The following is an 18663-nucleotide window of genomic DNA, read 5'->3' on the forward strand; positions in this document are numbered from 1 at the left end:
CCGATACGATCGGTCAGGGGGCGTGAGGTGCGAGCACGCAGAGGTGCGGGGAGCAGCATGAACAGGTACGCGATCATCGGCGCAGGGCCGTCCGGACTCGCCGCCGCGCGCGCTCTCACCAGACGCGGGATCGGGGTCGACGGCTACGAGGCCTCGTCCGGCGTCGGCGGGCTGTGGGACATCGACAACCCCCGCAGCACGATGTACGAGTCGGCGCACCTCATCTCGTCGCGAACCACGACCGAGTTCACCGAGTTCCCGATGCGCTCGACGGTCGACTACCCGGGCCACCGCGTGCTGCGGGAGTACTTCGAGGACTACGCCGAGCACTTCGGACTCACCGAGCTGTTCCGGTTCGAGACCGCGGTCACCCGACTCGAACCACGTGACGGCGGGTGGGATCTCACCAGCGCGGGTCCTCAGGGCGAGCAGACGCAGTGGTACGCGGGGGTCGTGCTCGCGAACGGCACCCTCGCCCGGCCGAACATCCCCGCCTTCACCGGCTCCTTCAGTGGCGAACTCATGCACACGAGCTCCTACAGGTCCCCCGCGCAGCTCGCCGGCAAGAGGGTGCTCCTGATCGGCGCGGGCAACTCCGGATGCGACATCGCGGTGGATGCCGTGCACCATGCCGCGTCCGTCGACATGAGCGTGCGCCGCGGCTACTACTTCGTGCCGCGCTACCTGTTCGGAAGGCCCAGCGACACCTTGAATCAGGGCAGACCGCTTCCCGCCCGCATCAAGCAGGCCGTCGACAGCCGTGTGCTCAAAGCCTTCACGGGCGATCCCGTGCGCTTCGGGTTCCCGAAGCCCGAGTACCGCATCTACGAATCGCACCCGATCGTCAACACCATGGTCCTCAACCACTTGGGGCAGGGCGATCTGCGCATCCGAGCCGACATCGACCGCTTCGACGGATCGACCGTGCGGTTCCGCGACGGCACGGCGGACGACTACGACCTCGTACTGCTCGCGACCGGCTACACACTCGACTACCCGTTCGTGGATCGGCGGCATCTGCAGTGGCAGGGCGCGGCTCCCCGGCTGTTCCTCAACCTCTTCCCCTCCTCGTTCAACGGCCTGTACGTGATGGGCATGATCGAGGCATCCGGCATCGGATGGCAGGGCCGCTACGAACAGGCGGACCTCCTCGCCACCTATCTCGATGCCGTGGAGCACGATGCCCCGAACGCGGCGCGGTTCCGCGAGAGGGTGACGACGCAGCCGTGGCCCGACCTCACCGGCGGCTACCGTTACCTCGGTCTCGCTCGGATGGCGTACTACGTCAACAAGGACGCCTACCGCGGTGCCGTCCGACGCGAACGGGAGGCGCTCGAGAGCTCCGTCCTCCCCGGTCGCGGGTGAGCGTCGCCCCCGAGGTTGTTCACATGCACAGGCCGTAACGTTGTTCCCGTGCAGAAGAAGCGTGGCCGTCGTGTCCTGAAGGTGATCGTCTGGGGACTCGTCGCGGTCCTCGTGCTCGGAATCGGCGGCATCGTCGCCTGGAGCCAGATCGGGGTGATGCCCGCCGAGAAGGCTCCGCTGGCGAGCGTCCGTGAGAATCCCGCCATCCACGTCGAGGATGCCGAGCAGGGAATCGTGCTCACCCCGGCAGACGGAGAGTCCGATCTCGGCCTGGTCTTCGTCCCCGGGGCGAAGGTGGACCCGTGGGCGTATGCTCCGATCCTGCAGAGCCTCGCCGAAGAGGGTGTCACGGTGGTCATCACGCGCCCGTGGCTGAACCTCGCCTTCTTCGACCTGCGCGGACTCGATGCCTTCACCTCCGCCGCACCCGACATCGACGACTGGGCGATCGGCGGGCACTCGCTGGGCGGTGTGCGCGCCTGCCAGCTGGCCGCCGACGCAGAGGCGCTCGTGCTGTTCGGCTCGTACTGCTCGAACGACGTCTCCGACACTGATCTCGCCGTCCTGAGCATCTCGGGCAGCGAGGACGGACTCTCGACGCCCGAAAAGATCGAGGCGGCCCGCGATCTGCTCCCGGCCGACGCCGAGATGGTCGAGATCGAGGGAGCATCCCACGCATCGTTCGGCGACTACGGCCCCCAGTCGGGCGACAGAGAGCCGACGATCACGGACGACGAGATGCACGAGCAGGTCGCCGAGGTGCTCGTCCCGTTCATGACGGAGCTCGCCCAGCGCTGATCGGATCGGCGAAACGGGCGGAATCTCAGTCGCGCTCGAGCAGCGGATGCAGATGTCTGGTGCTGAGCACCAGGGATGCGGTCCGTGCCCCCGCCGCGAGCGCGGTCGGCACGTCGAGGCCGTCGAGGCACGCGTCGAGGACGCCGGCGAGGAATGCGTCGCCGGCGCCGTTCGTGTCGACCACGTCGGCGGGGGCGGCCGCGACGCGGTGCTCCGCGCCGTCGGCATCGATCGCCACCGCGCCCTCCGCGCCGAGCGTGCACACCGCGAGCGACGAACCGGCCTCGATGCGGGAGCGGAGGAATGCGATCGGATCGTCGAGACGGTCAGCGTTGCAGAACACCGCATCGGCTGCCGCGAGGAACGGACGGTGGAAGTCGGCCTCGCCGTCGTAGTCGTGCACGTCGACCCAGATCGGGCGACCGGTGGACGCCGCCATGGGGAGAAGCCTCAGCGCCTCCGCGGCGAGGTCCAGCACGATCACATCCGATGCGGTCATCGCTGCCTTGATCGCGCCGTCATCGTCGCCGTGCGTGGCCGATGGTGACGCGAGGTAGAGCGATACCCTGCCACCCTGCCGTGTCATGAGGTTGAGGTGCCGCTCGGTGGCATCGCCGTCACCCCACATCGTGTGCACCCCCGCCGAGTCGAGCGCGCCGCGTACGCGCTCCCCCGGCTCGTCCGACGCCGTCAGCGCATAGAACAGCGTCGGGCGTCCGAGCGCGGTGAGACCGAGCGCCTTGCCCGCGCCGGTCCCGCCGAGGGTCTCCCAGCTCTCCTCCGCGAACTGCATGTGCGGTACGGGCTCGGGAAGCCTGTCGAGCACGACGATCGAGTTCCACGAGGCGGGGCCCGCGATGAAGACGGATGCGGTCATGCGCTCCATCCTCCCGCGTGCAGGCGACAGGTCAGCCGATTCGCTTGATCAGCGAGTCCAGACCCATGCCGTAGTCGATGCGGACGACCGGCAGCGCGAGCTTGTCCGTGCCGATCTCGACGTACCCCGGCTCGATCGTGCGCGCCATCTCGAAACCGGCCTGGGCGACGCCCTGCTTGGCGGTGTCGTTGTAGTGACCGAACGGATAGGCGATCACCTCGCGCACGCCGAGCACATCGGCCGAGGCGTTGAGGTCGGCGGCGATCTCGTCGGCCGTCCAGTTCACCATCCGGCCCTTGCCGTTCTCACCCGCCTGGTGCATGTCGTGCGTGTGCGATCGCCGCAGGACGTAGATCGACGGCGGCGGATCCTGACGGTAGGCGGTGATCATGAACGACGTCGAGAGCAGCTTGTACCTGTCGATCACAGGCACGGCGAGGTCGAACCAGGTCTGATCGGCGTCATCGTCGGTGATGATCACCGAACGCGCGGGCAGCGAGAGCCGTCCGTCGATGAACGCGCTGAGCTCGTCCCAGGTCGGAAGGTAGAAGCCGGTGGTCGCGATGTGATTCATCTGCGCGTCGAAGTCGCCGATGTACGCGTAATTGCCGCGCAGCCACCCGGTCTCGCCCTCGGGATTCGCCGTGAACTGGTGGTACATCAGGATCGGCACCTGCACGGCAGCCGCGGCGTTCGCCTCGGGAGTCGTCCACGCGGCGAACAGATCGATCTGCTGATCGACGCAGACCACGGGGTCGGCCCCGTTGATGCGCGCCGCGACGGTGAACGCGGCAGCATCCGCCTCGCTCGCGTACCACCCTGCGAACACACGGCCGTCCTGAGCCGGGATCGGGAGACCCACGTAGAGGGCGTTCTGCCACTGCAGCATCGGGTCCTCGGGCGCGCCCTCCCCGAGGAAGCTCACGGCGCACGCCAGCGGATCGTCGGCGTCGGCGACGATCTGCTCGGCCGCCGTCAGCGGGCGCTCGATGACCGCCGCAGTCGTCTTCGGGATGACCGTTTCAGGCTCGCGGGTGACCCACGCGTATGCCGCGGCCGCACCGCCCGCGAGCACGATGACCGTGCTGATGATGACTGCGACGCCCAGTCGGCGTCGCTTCCCCCCGGAAGCCACGACTCAGTTGCCCATGTCTCAGACGTCGAATCCTTCTGCGATCATCTCCACGAGCTCTTCGCGCGCCTCGACGGGCAGGAAGGCCCCGGCTGCGGCGTTGAACTGGAAGGTCTCGAGATCGTCGAGGTCGTACTCGAACGTCTCGACCAGGTTCGCGAGTTCGCGCGTGAGCGAGGTCGCGCTCATCGTGCGGTTGTCGACGTTGACCGTGACGGCGAAACCGAGCTGATAGAGGAGGTCGAACGGGTGGTCGGCGAGCGTGGTGCCCCAGGCCGCGATCGCGCCGGTCTGGAGGTTCGACGACGGCGAGAGCTCGAGCGGGATCTCGCGGTCGCGCACCCACCGCGCGAGGTCGCCGAACTGCACCTGCACCTCGTCGCCCTCCTGCGTGATGACCTGCAGGTCTTCGGCGATTCGCACGCCGTGTCCGAGACGCAACGCGCGTCCGTCGAGCAGGGCCGAGCGGATCGACGCGGGGCCTGCGGCTTCACCTGCGTGCACCGTGACGGGGAAGAAGTTCTCGGCGAGGTAGTCGAAAGCCTTGCGGTGATTCGAGGCGGGGAAGCCGTCTTCGGGTCCTGCGATATCGAAGCCGACGGCTCCGCGGTCGCGGAAGTCCACCGCGAGCTCGGCGATCTCGAGCGAGCGATCGGTGTGGCGCATGGCGGTGATCAGCTGGCCGACGCGGATGCTGTGGCCGTCGCGGTCAGCGGCGTCCTCGCCCTCCTCGATGCCCTGCTGCACGGCCTCGACCGTCTGCTCGAGCGTCAGCCCACGGGTGAGGTGCTGCTCCGGCGCCCAGCGCACCTCGCCGTAGATCACGCCGTCGGACGCGAGGTCCTGCACGAACTCGCGTGCGACGCGGGTCAGACCCTCCTTCGTCTGCATGACCGCGGTGGTCAGATCGAAGGTCTTCAGGTACTCGACGAGCGAACCGGAGTCGCTCTTCTTCGCGATCCAGGTCCCGAGGGCTGCGGGCTTGGACTCCGGGACCTCGAGTCCGATCGCATCCGCCAGCTCGATGATCGTCGACGGGCGCACGGCGCCGTCCAGGTGGTCGTGCAGCGACACCTTGGGCAGGCTGCGCAGGGATGCTCCCTGGATGGTGACATCACCGTTCGCGTCGATCGACATGAAAATCCTCTCGGTCGCTGATTCGCTCAGTTCAGGCTAGCGGTCAGCGGATCAGGCCGTGATGCGTTCGCGCACGATCGGGCCCGCGGCGGGAGCCTCGTCGCCGATGGCCCAGGATCCCTCCAGAGCCTCGAGCGCCCGCGGGAACCGCGCCTCGTCGGCTGCGGAGAGGGTGAACAGGGGCTGACCCGCGACGACGCGGTCACCGGGCTTCGCATGCAGATCGATGCCCGCCTCGAAGACCACAGGATCTTCCGCTCGTGCGCGCCCCGCACCGAGACGCCAGGCGGCGATGCCGAACGGCAGCGCGTCCATCTGCGACACGACGCCGTCGGACGGAGCCGTGACCACGTGGGTCTCCCGGGCGGTCGGCAGCGGCGCGTCGGGGTCGCCGTCCTGCGCGCGGATCATGGCCTTCCAACTGTCCATCGCGCGGCCGTCGTCGAGAGCGGCCTCGACATCGGCATCCGGCTGTCCGGCCAGCGAGAGCATCTCGCGAGCCAGGGCGATCGTCAGCTCGCGGACGTCTGCGGGGCCTCCTCCGCCGAGGACCTCGACGGACTCGCGGACCTCGTTCGCGTTGCCGATGGCGAGGCCGAGGGGCACGTTCATGTCGGTGAGCAGCGCGGTCGTGGCGACTCCCGAGTCGGTGCCGAGAGCGACCATCGTGCGGGCGAGCTCGCGTGCACGGTCGATGTCCTGCATGAACGCGCCGGAGCCGAACTTCACGTCGAGCACCAGGGCGTCGGTGCCCTCGGCGATCTTCTTCGACATGATGCTCGAGGCGATCAGCGGGATCGCCTCGACCGTGCCTGTGACGTCGCGCAGCGCGTAGAGCTTCTTGTCGGCGGGAGCGAGGCCCGAGCCTGCGGCGCAGATCACTGCGCCGACGTCGCCCTGCATCTGGGCGAACATCTCTTCGTTGCTGAGCGCGGCGCGCCAGCCGGGAATCGACTCGAGCTTGTCGAGCGTGCCACCGGTGTGGCCGAGACCGCGGCCCGAGAGCTGCGGCACGGCGACGCCGAAGACCGCGACGAGCGGCGCGAGCGGCAGCGTGATCTTGTCGCCGACACCGCCCGTCGAGTGCTTGTCGACGGTCTTCTTGCCCAGGGTCGCGAAGCTCATCCGCTCCCCCGACGCGATCATCGCATCGGTGAGCACGCGGATCTCATCGCGCTCCATGCCGCGCTGGAACACGGCCATCGCGAACGACGCCATCTGCGCGTCCGACACGTAGCCGCGCGTGTACGCGTCGACCATCCAGCGCAGCGCCTTCTCGGGCACCGCGCCTCCGTCGCGCTTGGCACGGATCACATCGACGGCGTCGAAGGGCTCAACGCTCATCGGGCGTCCTCCAGGTCTCGGGGGCCGAACGCATCCGGCAGTACTTCATCGATGGTCCGGATGCCGGAGACGGTCTCCAGCAGCATCCCGGGCATCGCGTGTTCGTAGAGCAGCTGGCGGCAGCGGCCGCACGGCATGATCGTCTGTCCGTCGTTGTTGACGCACACGAAGGCGACGAGCTGACCGCCGCCCGACATGTGCAGGTCGCCGACCAGTGCGCACTCGGCGCACAGCGTCACGCCGTACGAGGCGTTCTCGACGTTGCATCCGGCGACGATCCGTCCGTCGCCGACGAGTGCGGCCGCGCCCACCCTGTAGCGGGAGTACGGCGCGTACGCCTTCGTCATGGCGTCGGTCGCGACCTGACGGAGTTCATCCCAGTCGATGTCTGTCATGTCTCTCCTAGGACTTGATGTACGGCTTGCCGCTGGCTGCGGGGCCGCGGATCTGACCGGCGAAGCCGGCTACCGCGAGCAGCGTGACGACGTACGGGAGCATCAGCATGAACTCGCCCGGGATGGGCGTCTTCAGGATCGACAGCAGGTTCTGCAGGTTCGTCGCGAAGCCGAACAGCAGGGCGGCGAGCGTCGCGCGGATCGGGTCCCAGCGTCCGAAGATCACTGCGGCGAGGGCGATGAAGCCGAGGCCGGCGGTCATGTCCTTGCCGAACTGCGGCACCGAGACGAGCGTGAAGTACGCTCCTCCGATGCCCGCGATCGCACCCGCGAGCAGCACGTTCCAGAATCGAGTCGCGTTCACCTTGATGCCCACGGTGTCGGCGGCCTGCGGGTGCTCACCCACGGCGCGGACGCGGAGTCCCCACTTCGTGCGGTACAGGCCCCACGCGACGATCGCGACGGTGATGAACATGAGGTAGACGATGAACGTCTGGTTGAACAGCACCGGCCCGATGATCGGGATGTCGCTGAGCAGCGGGATCTCGATGCGGCTGAAGCGCACCGGCGTGTTGAGGGCGGCCTCGTTCGGCGCGAGCAGCGCGCCGTAGAGGAACCCGGTGAGACCGCTGACGAGGACGTTGAGCACGACACCGACGATCACCTGCTCGACGAGGTACTTGATGGCGAACGCCGCGAGCACCGCCGCGACGAGCACGCCACCGAGCATGGCGCCCAGCAGACCGATGAACGGGCTGCCGGTGACGCTCGAGAGAAGCGCCGCCGAGAACGCTCCGAGGAGCAGCTGGCCCTCGATCGCGACGTTGACGACGCCGGCACGTTCGCCGATGACACCACCGAGCGCACCGAACACGAGCGGGACCGAGAGCGACACCGCGCCGAACAGCAGGCTGCTGACGGGCACGAGGCCGCCTGCACCCGCCCACACGAGGAACCCGAAGACGGCGAGCACGCTGAATGCGATCACCAGCCAGATCGAGGCCTTGCGATAGGACCAGGCCCGCAGGAACGCGAGACCCGACAGCAGCGCCAGGATCACGATGACGACCCAGCTGGTCGGTCCGGTCGGCAGCGCCACGTCGGGCAGCGCGAACGGCGACGACGGATCGTTGAGTCGGAAGCTGCTCGTTCCGGTGCGAGGCACCAGCAGGAACAGCAGCGCCAGCAGCACGGTGGCTGCGGCGAGGACGATCGGCGCCTTCAGGTGCCGCTCGCGCACGGTGGCGAGCTGCACAGTTCCGTCAGCGGCTTCGCTCTGGACGAGGGAGGTCATGCGGTCACCGCCTTCTTCGCGGCCTTGGCTCTCGCCTTGGCAGCCTTCTCCGCGTCGGTCTTGGGAAGGAAGAACACCGTGCGCAGCAGCGGCGGCGCGGCGATGAACAGCACGACGAGCGACTGCACGACGAGCACGATGTCGACAGGGATGTCCTGCGCCTGCATCGAGAAGGATCCGGCCTTGAGCGCGCCGAACAGGATGCCGGCGGCGAACGTCCCCCACGCACGGCTGCGCCCGAGCAGGGCCACCGTGATCGCGTCGAAGCCGATGCCGGCGTCGATGGTCTCGGTGATTCCGGTCGTGACCGCACCCTGGATCTGGTTCATCCCGGCGAGACCGGCGAGAGCACCGGCGAGCAGCATGGCGTAGACGTAGACGCGCTGCACGCTGATTCCCGCGGCGCGGGCCGCGTGCGGGTTCTCACCCACGGCGCGCATCCGCATGCCGAGTGACGAGCGCTCGATGAGCCACCAGACGAACAGCGTCGCGATGATGACGATGACGAAGCCGAGGTCGAGGAGGGGGAACTGCGGGCCGAGGAGCGAAGGGAACTGCGCGCTCTCGGGGGTCGCGTAGCCGAGGGCCTGGTTCGTGCCGGGCTTCTGCAGGAGGCCCGGGGTGCGGATCATCCACAGCAGCAGGTAGTAGGCCACGTAGTTGAGCATGATCGTGAGGATCACCTCGTGGGCGCCCGTCTTCGCCTTGAGCAGACCGGCGATTGCTCCCCACAGAGCACCACCGGCGATGCCGGCGATCAGCGTGACGGGGATGTGGAGCCAGAACGGCAGGTCGAGCTGGAAGGTCAGGAGACCTGCGACCGCGACACCGATGAGCATCTGTCCGCGTGCACCGATGTTGAAGAGGCCGACACGGAAAGCGAGTGCCACACCGAGACCGGCGGCGATCAGCGGGGCTGCGAACCCGAGGGTGTTGGTGAGCGGCCGGATCTGCGCGGCGAAGTCGGCGCCTCGCGCGTTGAAGATCGCTCCGCGGAACAGGGCCTCATAGCCGTTGTAGACGGCGTTCCACGCCGCGGCGATCGTATCGGTCGGACGCGAGAAGAAGTAGCCGGAGGCCTCGATGACGTCTTCGTTGGTGAAGGCGATCAGGATGCCGCCGACGACGAGCGCGAGGAAGATCGCCAGGATCGTCGTCACCGCGCTGCCCCGCAGCATCTCCTTGAGGATCACGTTGCCGCGAGGGGGCGGCGGCACATCCACGGGATCGCGGAGGGTCGTGGTGGTGTTCACCGAGAGCTGGTCGCCGGACCCCTCGGTGCCCGCTCCCCCGGCCTGTGGCGTCGAACCGCTCATGCGGCCACCTCTCCCTCGGCGGCGCCCGCCATCATCAGACCCAGCGTCTCGCGCGGGGTGTCGCCGGGAACGATCCCGACGATCGTGCCTCGGTACATGACCGCGATGCGGTCGGCGAGAGCTGCGACTTCGTCGAGCTCGGTCGAGACCACGACGACGGGGATGCCGGCGTCACGCGTCTCGATGATGCGCTTGTGGATGAACTCGATCGAGCCCACGTCGACTCCACGGGTCGGCTGCGCCGCCACGAGCAGTCGGAGTTCGCGGCTCATCTCGCGAGCGATCACGACCTTCTGCTGGTTTCCGCCGGAGAGAGTCCCCGCCGGAGTGTGCGGGCCCTGCGCCCGGATGTCGTACTCCTTGATGCGCGCGTGGGCGAACTCCTCGAGCGCCGCGCGGCGCAGAGTTCCTCCGCGGCTGAACTCGGGGTCGCCTGAGCGGTCGAGGATGAGGTTCTCTGCGACCGAGAAGCCGGCGACGAGGCCGTCTTCGGTGCGGTCCTCGGGGACGAAGCCGACACCGGCGTCGAGGATGGCCCGCACGCTCTTGCCGACGAGCTGAGTGCCGTCGAGCGAGATGGATCCCTCGACCCGGGCCGCGAGACCGACGATGGCCTCGACGAGCTCGGTCTGTCCGTTGCCCTGCACGCCGGCGACGGCGAGCACCTCGCCGGGGCGCACGGTGAAGTCGACGTCGTCGACGACGATCGCGCCCGTGGAGGTCAGAACCCGCAGACCCTTCACCTCGAGGCCGCCGTCACCGAGGCGCGGAGCATCCTTGTGCACGGTGAGCTCGACCGCACGGCCGACCATGAGCGAGGCCAGCTCGCCGTTCGTCGCCGTGGGCGATGCCTCTCCGACGATGCGGCCGAGGCGCACGATCGTGATGGTGTCCGCGACCTCGCGGACCTCGCGCAGCTTGTGGGTGATGAAGACGATCGCGGTGCCCTCGTCGCGGAGCTGGCGCATGATGCCCATCAGCTCGTCTGTCTCCTGAGGGGTGAGGACGGCAGTGGGCTCGTCGAACACGAGCACCTTCGCGTCGCGCGAGAGCGCCTTGATGATCTCGACGCGCTGCTGCACTCCGACGGGCAGGTCGCCGACGATCGCGTCGGGGTCGATGTCGAAGCCGAAGCGCGCGGCGACGGAGCGCACGTGCTCCCGCGCCTTCGCGATGTCGAGGGTGCCGACGCCCTTCGTCTGCTCGTGGCCGAGCATGACGTTCTCGGCCACCGTGAACACGGGCACGAGCATGAAGTGCTGGTGCACCATGCCGATGCCGGCATTCATGGCGTCACCGGGACCGCGGAACCGCTGGACGACGTCGTCCAGGAGGATCTCGCCCTCGTCGGCCTGATACAGCCCGTAGAGGACGTTCATCAGGGTCGATTTGCCTGCGCCGTTCTCGCCGAGCAGCGCATGGATCTGCCCCGGTTCGACGACCAGGTCGATGTGGTCGTTGGCCACCAGGGTTCCGAACCGCTTGGTGATGCCGCGGAGTTCGAGCTTCATATCTGCACCTTATCCAGAAGTGTCATCCAGAAGAGTCTGAAGAATCTGCGGCGCAGTCCTCGGGGATCGCCCGGGTGCGCCGTGAACAGTCATCGTCGTCCGTCCACGGCGCGGGGCGAGTGGCCGCTTGCACCACTCGCCCCGCGCTGGAACTCGATGACTTACGGGGAGTTCGGGGACTCCACCGTGATGTCACCGGCGATGATCTGCTCCTTCAGAGCGTCGATCTCGTCGAGCAGTCCGTCGGGCAGGTCGCCCTCGAACGAGCCGAAGCCCGAGAGCTTCACGCCCTCGTTCTCGAGAGTGCCGATGTAGGGAGCCGGGTCGAAGTCGCCCTTCGAGGCTGCGATCGTCGCATCCTCGACGGCCACGTCGATCGCCTTCATGATCGAGAAGAGCGTGACGTCGGCCACGGACTCGTCAGCGACGGCGAGGTCGCTGTCGACGCCGACGAGCAGCGTGTCCTTGCCGCTGTCAGCGATGGCCGCAGCCGCGCTCTGGTAGATCGGACCGCCGACCGGGAGGATGACGTCGACGCCCTGGTCGAGCACGCCCTGCGCGGTCTGCTTGGCCGTGTCGTTCGCGTCGAAGCCGCCGGTGAAGGAGCCCTTCTGCGTGGCGGTGTCCCAGCCGAAGACCTCGACCGCACCGGACTTGTCCTCGTTGTACTTCTCGACACCGAGCTGGAAGCCGTCCATGAACACGGCGACGGACGGGATCTGCATTCCGCCGAAGGTGCCGACCTTGTTCACACCGGCAGCCGACGACCAGCCTGCGGCGGCGTAGCCACCGAGGTAGGCGGCCTGAGCGGTGTCGAAGACGAGGGGCTTGATGTTCGGGGCATCCGTGGTGCCGTCGAAGTCGTTGTCCGCGTAGTCGTCGATGATCGCGTAGTTGATCTTCGGGTTGGCGAGCGCCGACTCGACGGTCGCTGCCGAGAGCTTGAAGCCGACGGAGACGATCAGCGAGCAGCCCTCCGAGACCGCGGTCTCGAGGTTCGGCGCGTAGTCGTTGTCGTTGGCCGACTCGAACTCGAGCGGCTTGACGCCGAGCTCGTCAGCGGCACGGTCCATGCCTTCCTTGGCGGACTGGTTGAACGACTTGTCGTTCCAACCGCCGGCGTCGGAGACGAGGCAGGGGAGGAAGTCGGATGCTGCATCCCCGCCCCCGTTGCCGCCCGATTCGGTCGGAGCCTGGCCACAGCCGGCGAGTGCGAAGACGACGCCCGCGGCGATGGTCGCGCCGAGCAGCTTCTTGGTGGTGGAGATGGTCAACTCATGCCTCCCTCAACGATCCCGCGGCCCTCGCGGATCGCTCAAAGTTACCTACTGTTTCGACTTTTGTGCATGCCCGCACCCGAGCGGCAATCGAATGGTTACAAAGCTGAAACCAAGTCAGCCGATGAGCGGCGGTGGGTGCTCATCAGAGCACGTCGCCCCGTCCGGTGAGCTTGAGCGACTCCACGACGCCTTTCACACGCTGCGCGTGCTGCACCGTCGTGACGAGAAGCGCATCGGGTGTGTCGACGACGACGATGTCCTGCACCCCGATGAGGCTGATCACGCGCGACGTCTGGCTGACCAGGATGCCGCTGGCGGCATCCGACAGAACGCGGGCGTTCGGGCCGAGCACCGCGAGGTCGTTCTTGCGACCGTTGTTGATGAGCTTCGTGAGCGAGGCGAAGTCCCCCACGTCGTCCCAGTCGAAGTGGCCGGGCACGACGGCGAGGCGTCCGCGCCGCGCGGCGGGCTCGGCCACCGCGTAGTCGATCGCGATCTTCTTGAGCCCCGGCCAGATCCGGTCTACGGCGGGGCCGCGACGCTCGCGGTCGTCCCATGCCTCGGCGAGCTCGAGGAGCCCCGCGTGCAGGGCCGGCTCGTTCTCGGCGAGTTCGTCGAGGAGCACGCTCGCCCTGGCGATGAACATGCCGGCGTTCCAGAGGTAGCCCCGATCGGCGAGGTACGCCTGGGCGGTCTCGAGGTCGGGCTTCTCGACGAAGCTCTCCACCAGCGCCGCCTCGCGGGCGCCGTCGACGACGAGCTCCGGTCCCTTCTTGATGTAGCCGAACCCGGTGGCGGGCTCGGTGGGAGAGATGCCGATCGTGCAGATGTATCCCTCGCGGGCCACCTCGACCGCGTCGCGCACGGCGAACTCGAACACGCGGGTGCTGCGGATGACGTGGTCGGCGCTGAAGGACCCGATGATCACGTCGGGGTCGCGGCGGTGCAGGATCGCGGCGGCCAGTCCGATGGCCGCCGCCGACTCGCGGGGCTCCGACTCCAGGAAGACGTTCAGATCCGGGATGCCGGGCAGTTCCGCCTCGACCGCGGCGCGGTGCGCTCGCCCGGTGACCACGGCGATGCGGTCAGCGCCCGCGAGCGGTTCCAGCCTGTCCCAGGTGTCACGGAGCAGGGAATGCCCCGAACCGGTGAGATCGTGCAGGAACTTCGGGGCGTCGGCGCGGGACAACGGCCACAGTCGGCTGCCGATGCCGCCGGCGGGGATCACTGCGTAGAAGTCCTTGATCGGTTGGCTCACCCTGCCAGGGTATCCCGACGGAACATCTCGACATCGAGATGGTTAGGCTCCCCTTCGTCGCCCACAGGCGCCGCACGGGAATAGGATGGTGTCCGATCGGCCGTGCCTGGCAGCAGGCTCATGCTTGGACCACGCATCGCACGCGACCGAGTCACATCGATCCAGGGAGGACGACCGTGTCCACAAGCGCTCGCTTGACACCGTCGATTTCGGAAACCACTTCCAAGACACCTCGCGGCACCCTCTACCGGGGTCGCGAAGGCATGTGGTCGTGGGTGCTTCACCGCATCACCGGAGTCGCCATCTTCTTCTTCCTGTTGGTGCACGTGCTCGACACTGCACTCATCAGGGTGTCCCCCGAGGCGTACAACGCCGTCATCGGCACCTATAAGAACCCGATCATGGCGCTCGGCGAGGTCGTGCTGGTCGCCGGCATCGTGTTCCACGCGATGAACGGCCTGCGCATCATCGCGGTCGACTTCTGGTCGAAGGGCGCCAAGTACCAGCGCCAGCTCTTCTGGGGCGTGCTGCTGGTGTGGGGAATCATCATGGCCGGCTTCGTGCCGCGTCACCTCGCCCTCGCGTTCGCCGGCTTCGGAGGAGGACACTGATGACCGCTCAGACTGTCGCAGCGCCCGTCCGCCGTCAGCGCGGATTCAACCTCGAGAAGTGGGGCTGGCTCTTCATGCGCGGCTCCGGCGTCGTCCTGGTCGTGCTGATCTTCGGCCACCTGTTCATCAACCTGATGGTCGGGGAGGGCATCCACGCCCTCGACTTCGCATTCATCGCAGGCAAGTTCGCCACGCCGTTCTGGCAGTGGTGGGACGTCATCATGCTCTGGCTTGCCCTGATCCACGGCGCCAACGGCATGCGGACGATCGTCAACGACTACGTCACGAACAACACCGCTCGCAAGGCTCTGACCTGGGCCCTCGGCCTGGCAGCCGCCCTGCTCATCATCCTCGGCACCCTGGTCGTCTTCACGTTCGACCCGTGCCTCGGCGTGACCGAGACGAGCACGCTGTGGGAACAGTGCCAGACGCTGGGCAAGTAGAAGAGAAGGCATACGAGAAGTGACTACCGAGACCCAGGATTCCGTCGTGCGCGACGGTGTGCACTACCACCAGTTCGACATCGTCATCGTGGGAGCCGGCGGCGCCGGCATGCGCGCGGCGATCGAGGCCGGCCCCGGCGCGAAGACCGCGGTGATCTCCAAGCTGTACCCGACGCGTTCGCACACCGGTGCGGCGCAGGGTGGCATGGCGGCTGCGCTCGCGAACGTCGAGGAGGACAGCTGGGAGTGGCACACCTTCGACACCGTCAAGGGTGGCGACTACCTGGTCGACCAGGATGCTGCGGAGATCCTCGCGAAGGAGGCCATCGACGCGGTCATCGACCTCGAGAACATGGGTCTTCCCTTCAACCGCACCCCCGAGGGCAAGATCGACCAGCGCCGCTTCGGCGGTCACACCGCCGAGCACGGCAAGACCCCGGTCCGCCGCGCGTGCTACGCCGCCGACCGTACCGGCCACATGATCCTGCAGACGCTGTTCCAGAACTGCGTCAAGCTCGGCATCAACTTCTTCAACGAGTTCTACGTGCTCGATCTGCTCACGGTCAAGGACGCCGACGGCAAGACCCAGGTCTCGGGCGTCGTCGCGTACGACCTGTCGACCGGTGAACTGCACGTCTTCCAGGCCAAGGCCGTCATCTTCGCGACCGGCGGATTCGGCAAGATCTTCAAGACCACCTCCAACGCTCACACCCTCACCGGTGACGGCGTCGGCATCGTCTGGCGCAAGGGCCTCCCCCTCGAGGACCTCGAGTTCTTCCAGTTCCACCCCACCGGCCTCGCCGGTCTCGGCATCCTCCTCACCGAGGGCGCACGTGGCGAGGGTGCGATCCTGCGCAACGCCTCGGGTGAGCGCTTCATGGAGCGCTACGCCCCGACCATCAAGGACCTCGCGCCCCGCGACATCGTCGCGCGCTGCATGGTCCAGGAGGTCGCGGAGGGTCGCGGCGCCGGGCCCCACAAGGACTACGTGCTGCTGGACTGCACACACCTGGGCGCCGAGGTCCTCGAGACCAAGCTGCCCGACATCACCGAGTTCGCCCGCACCTACCTGGGCGTCGACCCGGTCGTCGAGCCGGTGCCGGTCATGCCGACCGCGCACTACGCGATGGGCGGCATCCCGACCAACAACAACGGCGAAGTCCTCGCCGACAACGACACGGTCGTCCCCGGCCTCTACGCCGCCGGCGAGTGCGCCTGCGTCTCGGTGCACGGCGCCAACCGCCTCGGCACCAACTCGCTGCTCGACATCAACGTGTTCGGCAAGCGCTCGGGGCGCAACGCGGTCGAGTACGTCAAGACCGCCGAGTTCGTGCCGCTCCCCGAGAACCCGGCCGCGTTCGTGTCCGACATGCTCGAGAGCCTGCGCAACAACCAGGGCACCGAGCGCATCGCCGTGCTCCGCAAGGCTCTGCAGGACGAGATGGACAAGGGCGCGCAGGTGTTCCGCACGCACGACTCCCTCCAGCACGTGCTCGGCGTCATCGCCGAACTGCGCGAGCGCTACAAGAACGTGCACGTCGACGACAAGGGCAAGCGGTTCAACACCGACCTGCTCGAGGCCGTCGAGCTGGGCTTCCTCCTCGACATCGCCGAGGTCGTCGTCTACGCCGCACAGAACCGCGAGGAGAGCCGTGGCGGCCACATGCGCGACGACTTCCCGACGCGCGACGACGAGAAGTACATGAAGCACACGATGGCCTACCTGACGGGCGATCCGCACTCCTCCACCCCGAGCGACCACATCAAGCTCGACTGGAAGCCCGTCGTGTTCACCAAGAACGACCAGGGCGAATTGAACTACCCGCCGATGGAGAGGAAGTACTGAGCATGTCCAACGCCATCGCTGAAGCTCCCGCAGACACGACCGAAGAGACCGGCATCCAGTCCTTCATCGTCACGTTCAACATCCGCCGGTTCGACCCCGAGGTCGACTCCGAGCCGCACTGGGTCGACTACGACGTGGAGCTGTACTCGACCGACCGCGTGCTCGACGCGCTGCACAAGATCAAGTGGGAGGTCGACGGCTCGCTCACGTTCCGCCGTTCCTGCGCCCACGGCATCTGCGGCTCCGACGCCATGCGCATCAACGGCCGCAACCGCCTCGCCTGCAAGACGCTGATCAAGGACCTCGACATCTCGAAGCCGATCTACGTCGAGGCGATCAAGGGTCTGCCGCTCGAGAAGGACCTCGTCGTCGACATGGAGCCGTTCTTCGCCTCCTACCGCGAGGTGCAGCCCTTCCTCGTCGCGAACTCGGTGCCCGAGAAGGGCAAGGAGCGCGTCCAGACGATCGCGGATCGCGAGATCTTCGACGACACGACCAAGTGCATCCTCTGTGCCGCGTGCACCTCGTCGTGCCCCGTCTTCTGGACCGACGGCCAGTACTTCGGCCCCGCCGCGATTGTGAACGCGCACCGCTTCATCTTCGACTCGCGCGACGACAACGCCGCAGTGCGCCTCGACATCCTCAACGACAAGGAAGGCGTGTGGCGTTGCCGCACGACCTTCAACTGCTCCGAGGCGTGCCCCCGAGGAATCGAGGTCACCAAGGCCATCGCCGAGGTCAAGCAGGCCGTGCTGCGCGGTCGCGTCTGACGCACGGAACATCGACGCGAACGGGCGGGCTCCCCACGGGGGCCTGCCCGTTTTCGTCGTGTGGATAAGGTGAAGACGTGTCAGAACCCGATCGCGCGGCGTCAGAGGCCGGCCGCCTCGATGCGGCGGTCGAACGTGCGACCGCGCTGACGAGGCGCACGCTGGGCCTCTTCCCGGTGCGCGTGTGGCGTCACTTCCTGCAGCACAACGGATTCCTCCTCGCCGCGGGCGTGAGCTATCAGGCGCTGTTCGCCATCTTCGCGGCGATCTACCTCGCCTTCGCGATCGCAGGCCTGTGGCTCGGCGGCAGCAGCGAGGCGGTCGACAGCATGATCGACATCATCAACAGCTACATCCCGAATCTGATCCAGGATCAGGGCGGGGTGTTCACCCCGGCCCAGGTGCAGGAGATCGCGGCCAGCACGACGGGGATCTTGAGCATCACCGGTCTGATCGCCCTCGGAACCGTGATCTGGACCGCCATCGGATGGGTGACGTTCTCACGACGCGCTACCAGGGACATCTTCGGTCTGCCGCCCGACCGCCGCAGCTACGTCATCCTGAAGGCGCGTGACCTGCTGGCCGCGCTGATCTTCGGGGCCTCGCTGATCGTCGGCTCGCTGCTCAGCTCCGCAAGCGCCGTCGCGCTGGCCTGGATCCTCAGCCTGCTGGGTTGGGGGGCGGCGCTCGACGGCCTGACCAGCATCCGCATCGGCACGGTCCTGGTGTCGTTCGCGGTGCTGTCGGCCGCGCTCGCGGCGATGGTCCGCTTCCTCACGGGAACGTCGCTGCACTGGGGCACGATCTGGCCCGGTGCCCTCCTCGGCGGCGGGGCGATGACGATCCTGCAGTTCGGCGCGGGGTTCCTCCTGAGCTACACCCCCTCGAATCCCCTGCTCGCCACGTTCGCGATCTTCATCGGCCTGCTGCTGTGGTTCCGCGTCAACGGCGTGGTGATGCTGGTGGCGTCGTCATGGATCGCGGTCAGCGCCCAGGACAGGGATCTGCCTCTGCTCTCCCAGACCGAGGCGGAGCGACGTCTGGCGGAGTACCGGACGCTGGTGGAGGCGGCGCGAATCCGGGTGCGCGAGGCCCAGGCCGCTCGGGACGACGCACCCTGGTACCGCACCTGGCAGACCGAACGCGCCCTGCGTGCGGCCGAGAAGGAGCTCGAGTCCCTCGAGGCATCTGCTCCCCCGCCCGTCGATGAGAGCTCTCCCCTCGCGCAGCGTATCCTTGCGGAGCTGCAGCGCCCGTCGAAGGATGTCGGCGGCCCTCGTTAGGCT

At 67.6% G+C, this 18663-nt stretch carries 17 protein-coding genes; 7 read left to right on the forward strand and 10 right to left on the reverse strand.

The window, feature by feature from the left end; all coding sequences use genetic code 11:
• Window positions 1-57 precede the first annotated feature (57 nt).
• Together OD997_RS06455 and OD997_RS06460 are read left to right on the forward strand one after the other, a co-directional pair.
• Window positions 58-1365 carry a flavin-containing monooxygenase gene (locus OD997_RS06455; protein ID WP_434330867.1) on the forward strand — a complete coding sequence of 436 codons (1308 nt, stop codon included), beginning with the start codon at window positions 58-60 and terminating at the stop codon, window positions 1363-1365.
• Between the two features lie 48 nt (window positions 1366-1413).
• Window positions 1414-2163, forward strand: coding sequence for an alpha/beta hydrolase (locus tag OD997_RS06460; RefSeq protein WP_434330868.1), 750 nt, complete (start codon window positions 1414-1416; stop codon window positions 2161-2163).
• 25 nt (window positions 2164-2188) lie between these two features.
• Here OD997_RS06460 and OD997_RS06465 read toward each other — a convergent pair whose 3' ends face one another.
• The 10 genes from OD997_RS06465 to OD997_RS06510 form a co-directional block, all read right to left on the reverse strand.
• Window positions 2189-3040, reverse strand: coding sequence for a carbohydrate kinase family protein (locus tag OD997_RS06465; protein ID WP_434330869.1), 852 nt, complete (start codon window positions 3038-3040; stop codon window positions 2189-2191).
• A 31-nt stretch (window positions 3041-3071) separates the two neighbouring features.
• Window positions 3072-4175, reverse strand: a complete 1104-nt coding sequence (locus tag OD997_RS06470) for a polysaccharide deacetylase family protein (RefSeq protein ID WP_434330870.1) — start codon at window positions 4173-4175, stop codon at window positions 3072-3074.
• Window positions 4176-4193: 18 nt separating this feature from the next.
• Window positions 4194-5309 carry an adenosine deaminase gene (locus tag OD997_RS06475; RefSeq protein WP_434330871.1) on the reverse strand — a complete coding sequence of 372 codons (1116 nt, stop codon included), beginning with the start codon at window positions 5307-5309 and terminating at the stop codon, window positions 4194-4196.
• A 51-nt stretch (window positions 5310-5360) separates the two neighbouring features.
• Complete coding sequence (locus OD997_RS06480; RefSeq protein WP_434330872.1) at window positions 5361-6653, reverse strand: thymidine phosphorylase; 1293 nt, start codon at window positions 6651-6653, stop codon at window positions 5361-5363.
• The gene (locus tag OD997_RS06485; RefSeq protein WP_042536471.1) at window positions 6650-7048 is read right to left on the reverse strand and encodes a cytidine deaminase; all 399 of its coding nucleotides are present in this window, start codon (window positions 7046-7048) and stop codon (window positions 6650-6652) included. The genes OD997_RS06480 and OD997_RS06485 overlap by 4 nt, the downstream gene beginning before the upstream one ends.
• A gap of 7 nt (window positions 7049-7055) precedes the next feature.
• Complete coding sequence (locus OD997_RS06490) at window positions 7056-8342, reverse strand: ABC transporter permease (RefSeq protein WP_434330873.1); 1287 nt, start codon at window positions 8340-8342, stop codon at window positions 7056-7058.
• Window positions 8339-9658 (reverse strand): ABC transporter permease, encoded by a 1320-nt coding sequence (locus OD997_RS06495; protein WP_434330874.1) that lies wholly within the window; start codon window positions 9656-9658, stop codon window positions 8339-8341. The genes OD997_RS06490 and OD997_RS06495 overlap by 4 nt, the downstream gene beginning before the upstream one ends.
• Window positions 9655-11169 carry an ABC transporter ATP-binding protein gene (locus OD997_RS06500; protein WP_434330875.1) on the reverse strand — a complete coding sequence of 505 codons (1515 nt, stop codon included), beginning with the start codon at window positions 11167-11169 and terminating at the stop codon, window positions 9655-9657. The genes OD997_RS06495 and OD997_RS06500 overlap by 4 nt, the downstream gene beginning before the upstream one ends.
• A 161-nt stretch (window positions 11170-11330) precedes the next feature.
• Window positions 11331-12443: a BMP family lipoprotein gene (locus OD997_RS06505; protein WP_434330876.1), complete on the reverse strand. Its 1113-nt coding sequence runs from the start codon at window positions 12441-12443 to the stop codon at window positions 11331-11333.
• Between the two features lie 148 nt (window positions 12444-12591).
• Window positions 12592-13707, reverse strand: coding sequence for a mannose-1-phosphate guanylyltransferase (locus tag OD997_RS06510; protein ID WP_434330877.1), 1116 nt, complete (start codon window positions 13705-13707; stop codon window positions 12592-12594).
• 176 nt (window positions 13708-13883) lie between these two features.
• On the opposite strand from OD997_RS06510, the gene sdhC reads away from it, so the two are divergent.
• The 5 genes from sdhC (at window position 13884) to OD997_RS06535 (ending at window position 18660) form a co-directional block, all read left to right on the forward strand.
• The gene (gene sdhC / locus OD997_RS06515; protein WP_434330878.1) at window positions 13884-14318 is read left to right on the forward strand and encodes a succinate dehydrogenase, cytochrome b556 subunit; all 435 of its coding nucleotides are present in this window, start codon (window positions 13884-13886) and stop codon (window positions 14316-14318) included.
• Entirely contained in the window at window positions 14318-14761 is a 444-nt protein-coding gene (locus OD997_RS06520) for a succinate dehydrogenase hydrophobic membrane anchor subunit (protein ID WP_056312310.1), read from the forward strand. Before sdhC ends, OD997_RS06520 begins: the two co-directional genes overlap by 1 nt.
• A gap of 19 nt (window positions 14762-14780) precedes the next feature.
• Window positions 14781-16607, forward strand: a complete 1827-nt coding sequence (sdhA, locus tag OD997_RS06525) for a succinate dehydrogenase flavoprotein subunit (RefSeq protein ID WP_434330879.1) — start codon at window positions 14781-14783, stop codon at window positions 16605-16607.
• 2 nt (window positions 16608-16609) lie between these two features.
• Window positions 16610-17377, forward strand: a complete 768-nt coding sequence (locus tag OD997_RS06530; RefSeq protein WP_434330880.1) for a succinate dehydrogenase iron-sulfur subunit — start codon at window positions 16610-16612, stop codon at window positions 17375-17377.
• 77 nt (window positions 17378-17454) lie between these two features.
• Complete coding sequence (locus OD997_RS06535) at window positions 17455-18660, forward strand: YihY/virulence factor BrkB family protein (protein ID WP_434330881.1); 1206 nt, start codon at window positions 17455-17457, stop codon at window positions 18658-18660.
• The last annotated feature ends 3 nt before the right edge of the window (window positions 18661-18663 follow it).

The organism is Microbacterium sp. CGR1, from assembly GCF_051062835.1.
Classification (GTDB): Bacteria; Actinomycetota; Actinomycetes; order Actinomycetales; family Microbacteriaceae; genus Microbacterium.

Coding starts and splice junctions, on each gene's coding strand:
- OD997_RS06455 (WP_434330867.1), top strand. CDS start 58: ATGAACAGGTACGCGATCATCGGCGCAGGGCCGTCCGGACTCGCCGCC.
- OD997_RS06465 (WP_434330869.1), bottom strand. CDS start 3,040: ATGACCGCATCCGTCTTCATCGCGGGCCCCGCCTCGTGGAACTCGATC.
- OD997_RS06485 (WP_042536471.1), bottom strand. CDS start 7,048: ATGACAGACATCGACTGGGATGAACTCCGTCAGGTCGCGACCGACGCC.
- OD997_RS06530 (WP_434330880.1), top strand. CDS start 16,610: ATGTCCAACGCCATCGCTGAAGCTCCCGCAGACACGACCGAAGAGACC.
- OD997_RS06475 (WP_434330871.1), bottom strand. CDS start 5,309: ATGTCGATCGACGCGAACGGTGATGTCACCATCCAGGGAGCATCCCTG.
- OD997_RS06495 (WP_434330874.1), bottom strand. CDS start 9,658: ATGAGCGGTTCGACGCCACAGGCCGGGGGAGCGGGCACCGAGGGGTCC.
- OD997_RS06520 (WP_056312310.1), top strand. CDS start 14,318: ATGACCGCTCAGACTGTCGCAGCGCCCGTCCGCCGTCAGCGCGGATTC.
- OD997_RS06500 (WP_434330875.1), bottom strand. CDS start 11,169: ATGAAGCTCGAACTCCGCGGCATCACCAAGCGGTTCGGAACCCTGGTG.
- OD997_RS06480 (WP_434330872.1), bottom strand. CDS start 6,653: ATGAGCGTTGAGCCCTTCGACGCCGTCGATGTGATCCGTGCCAAGCGC.
- OD997_RS06490 (WP_434330873.1), bottom strand. CDS start 8,342: ATGACCTCCCTCGTCCAGAGCGAAGCCGCTGACGGAACTGTGCAGCTC.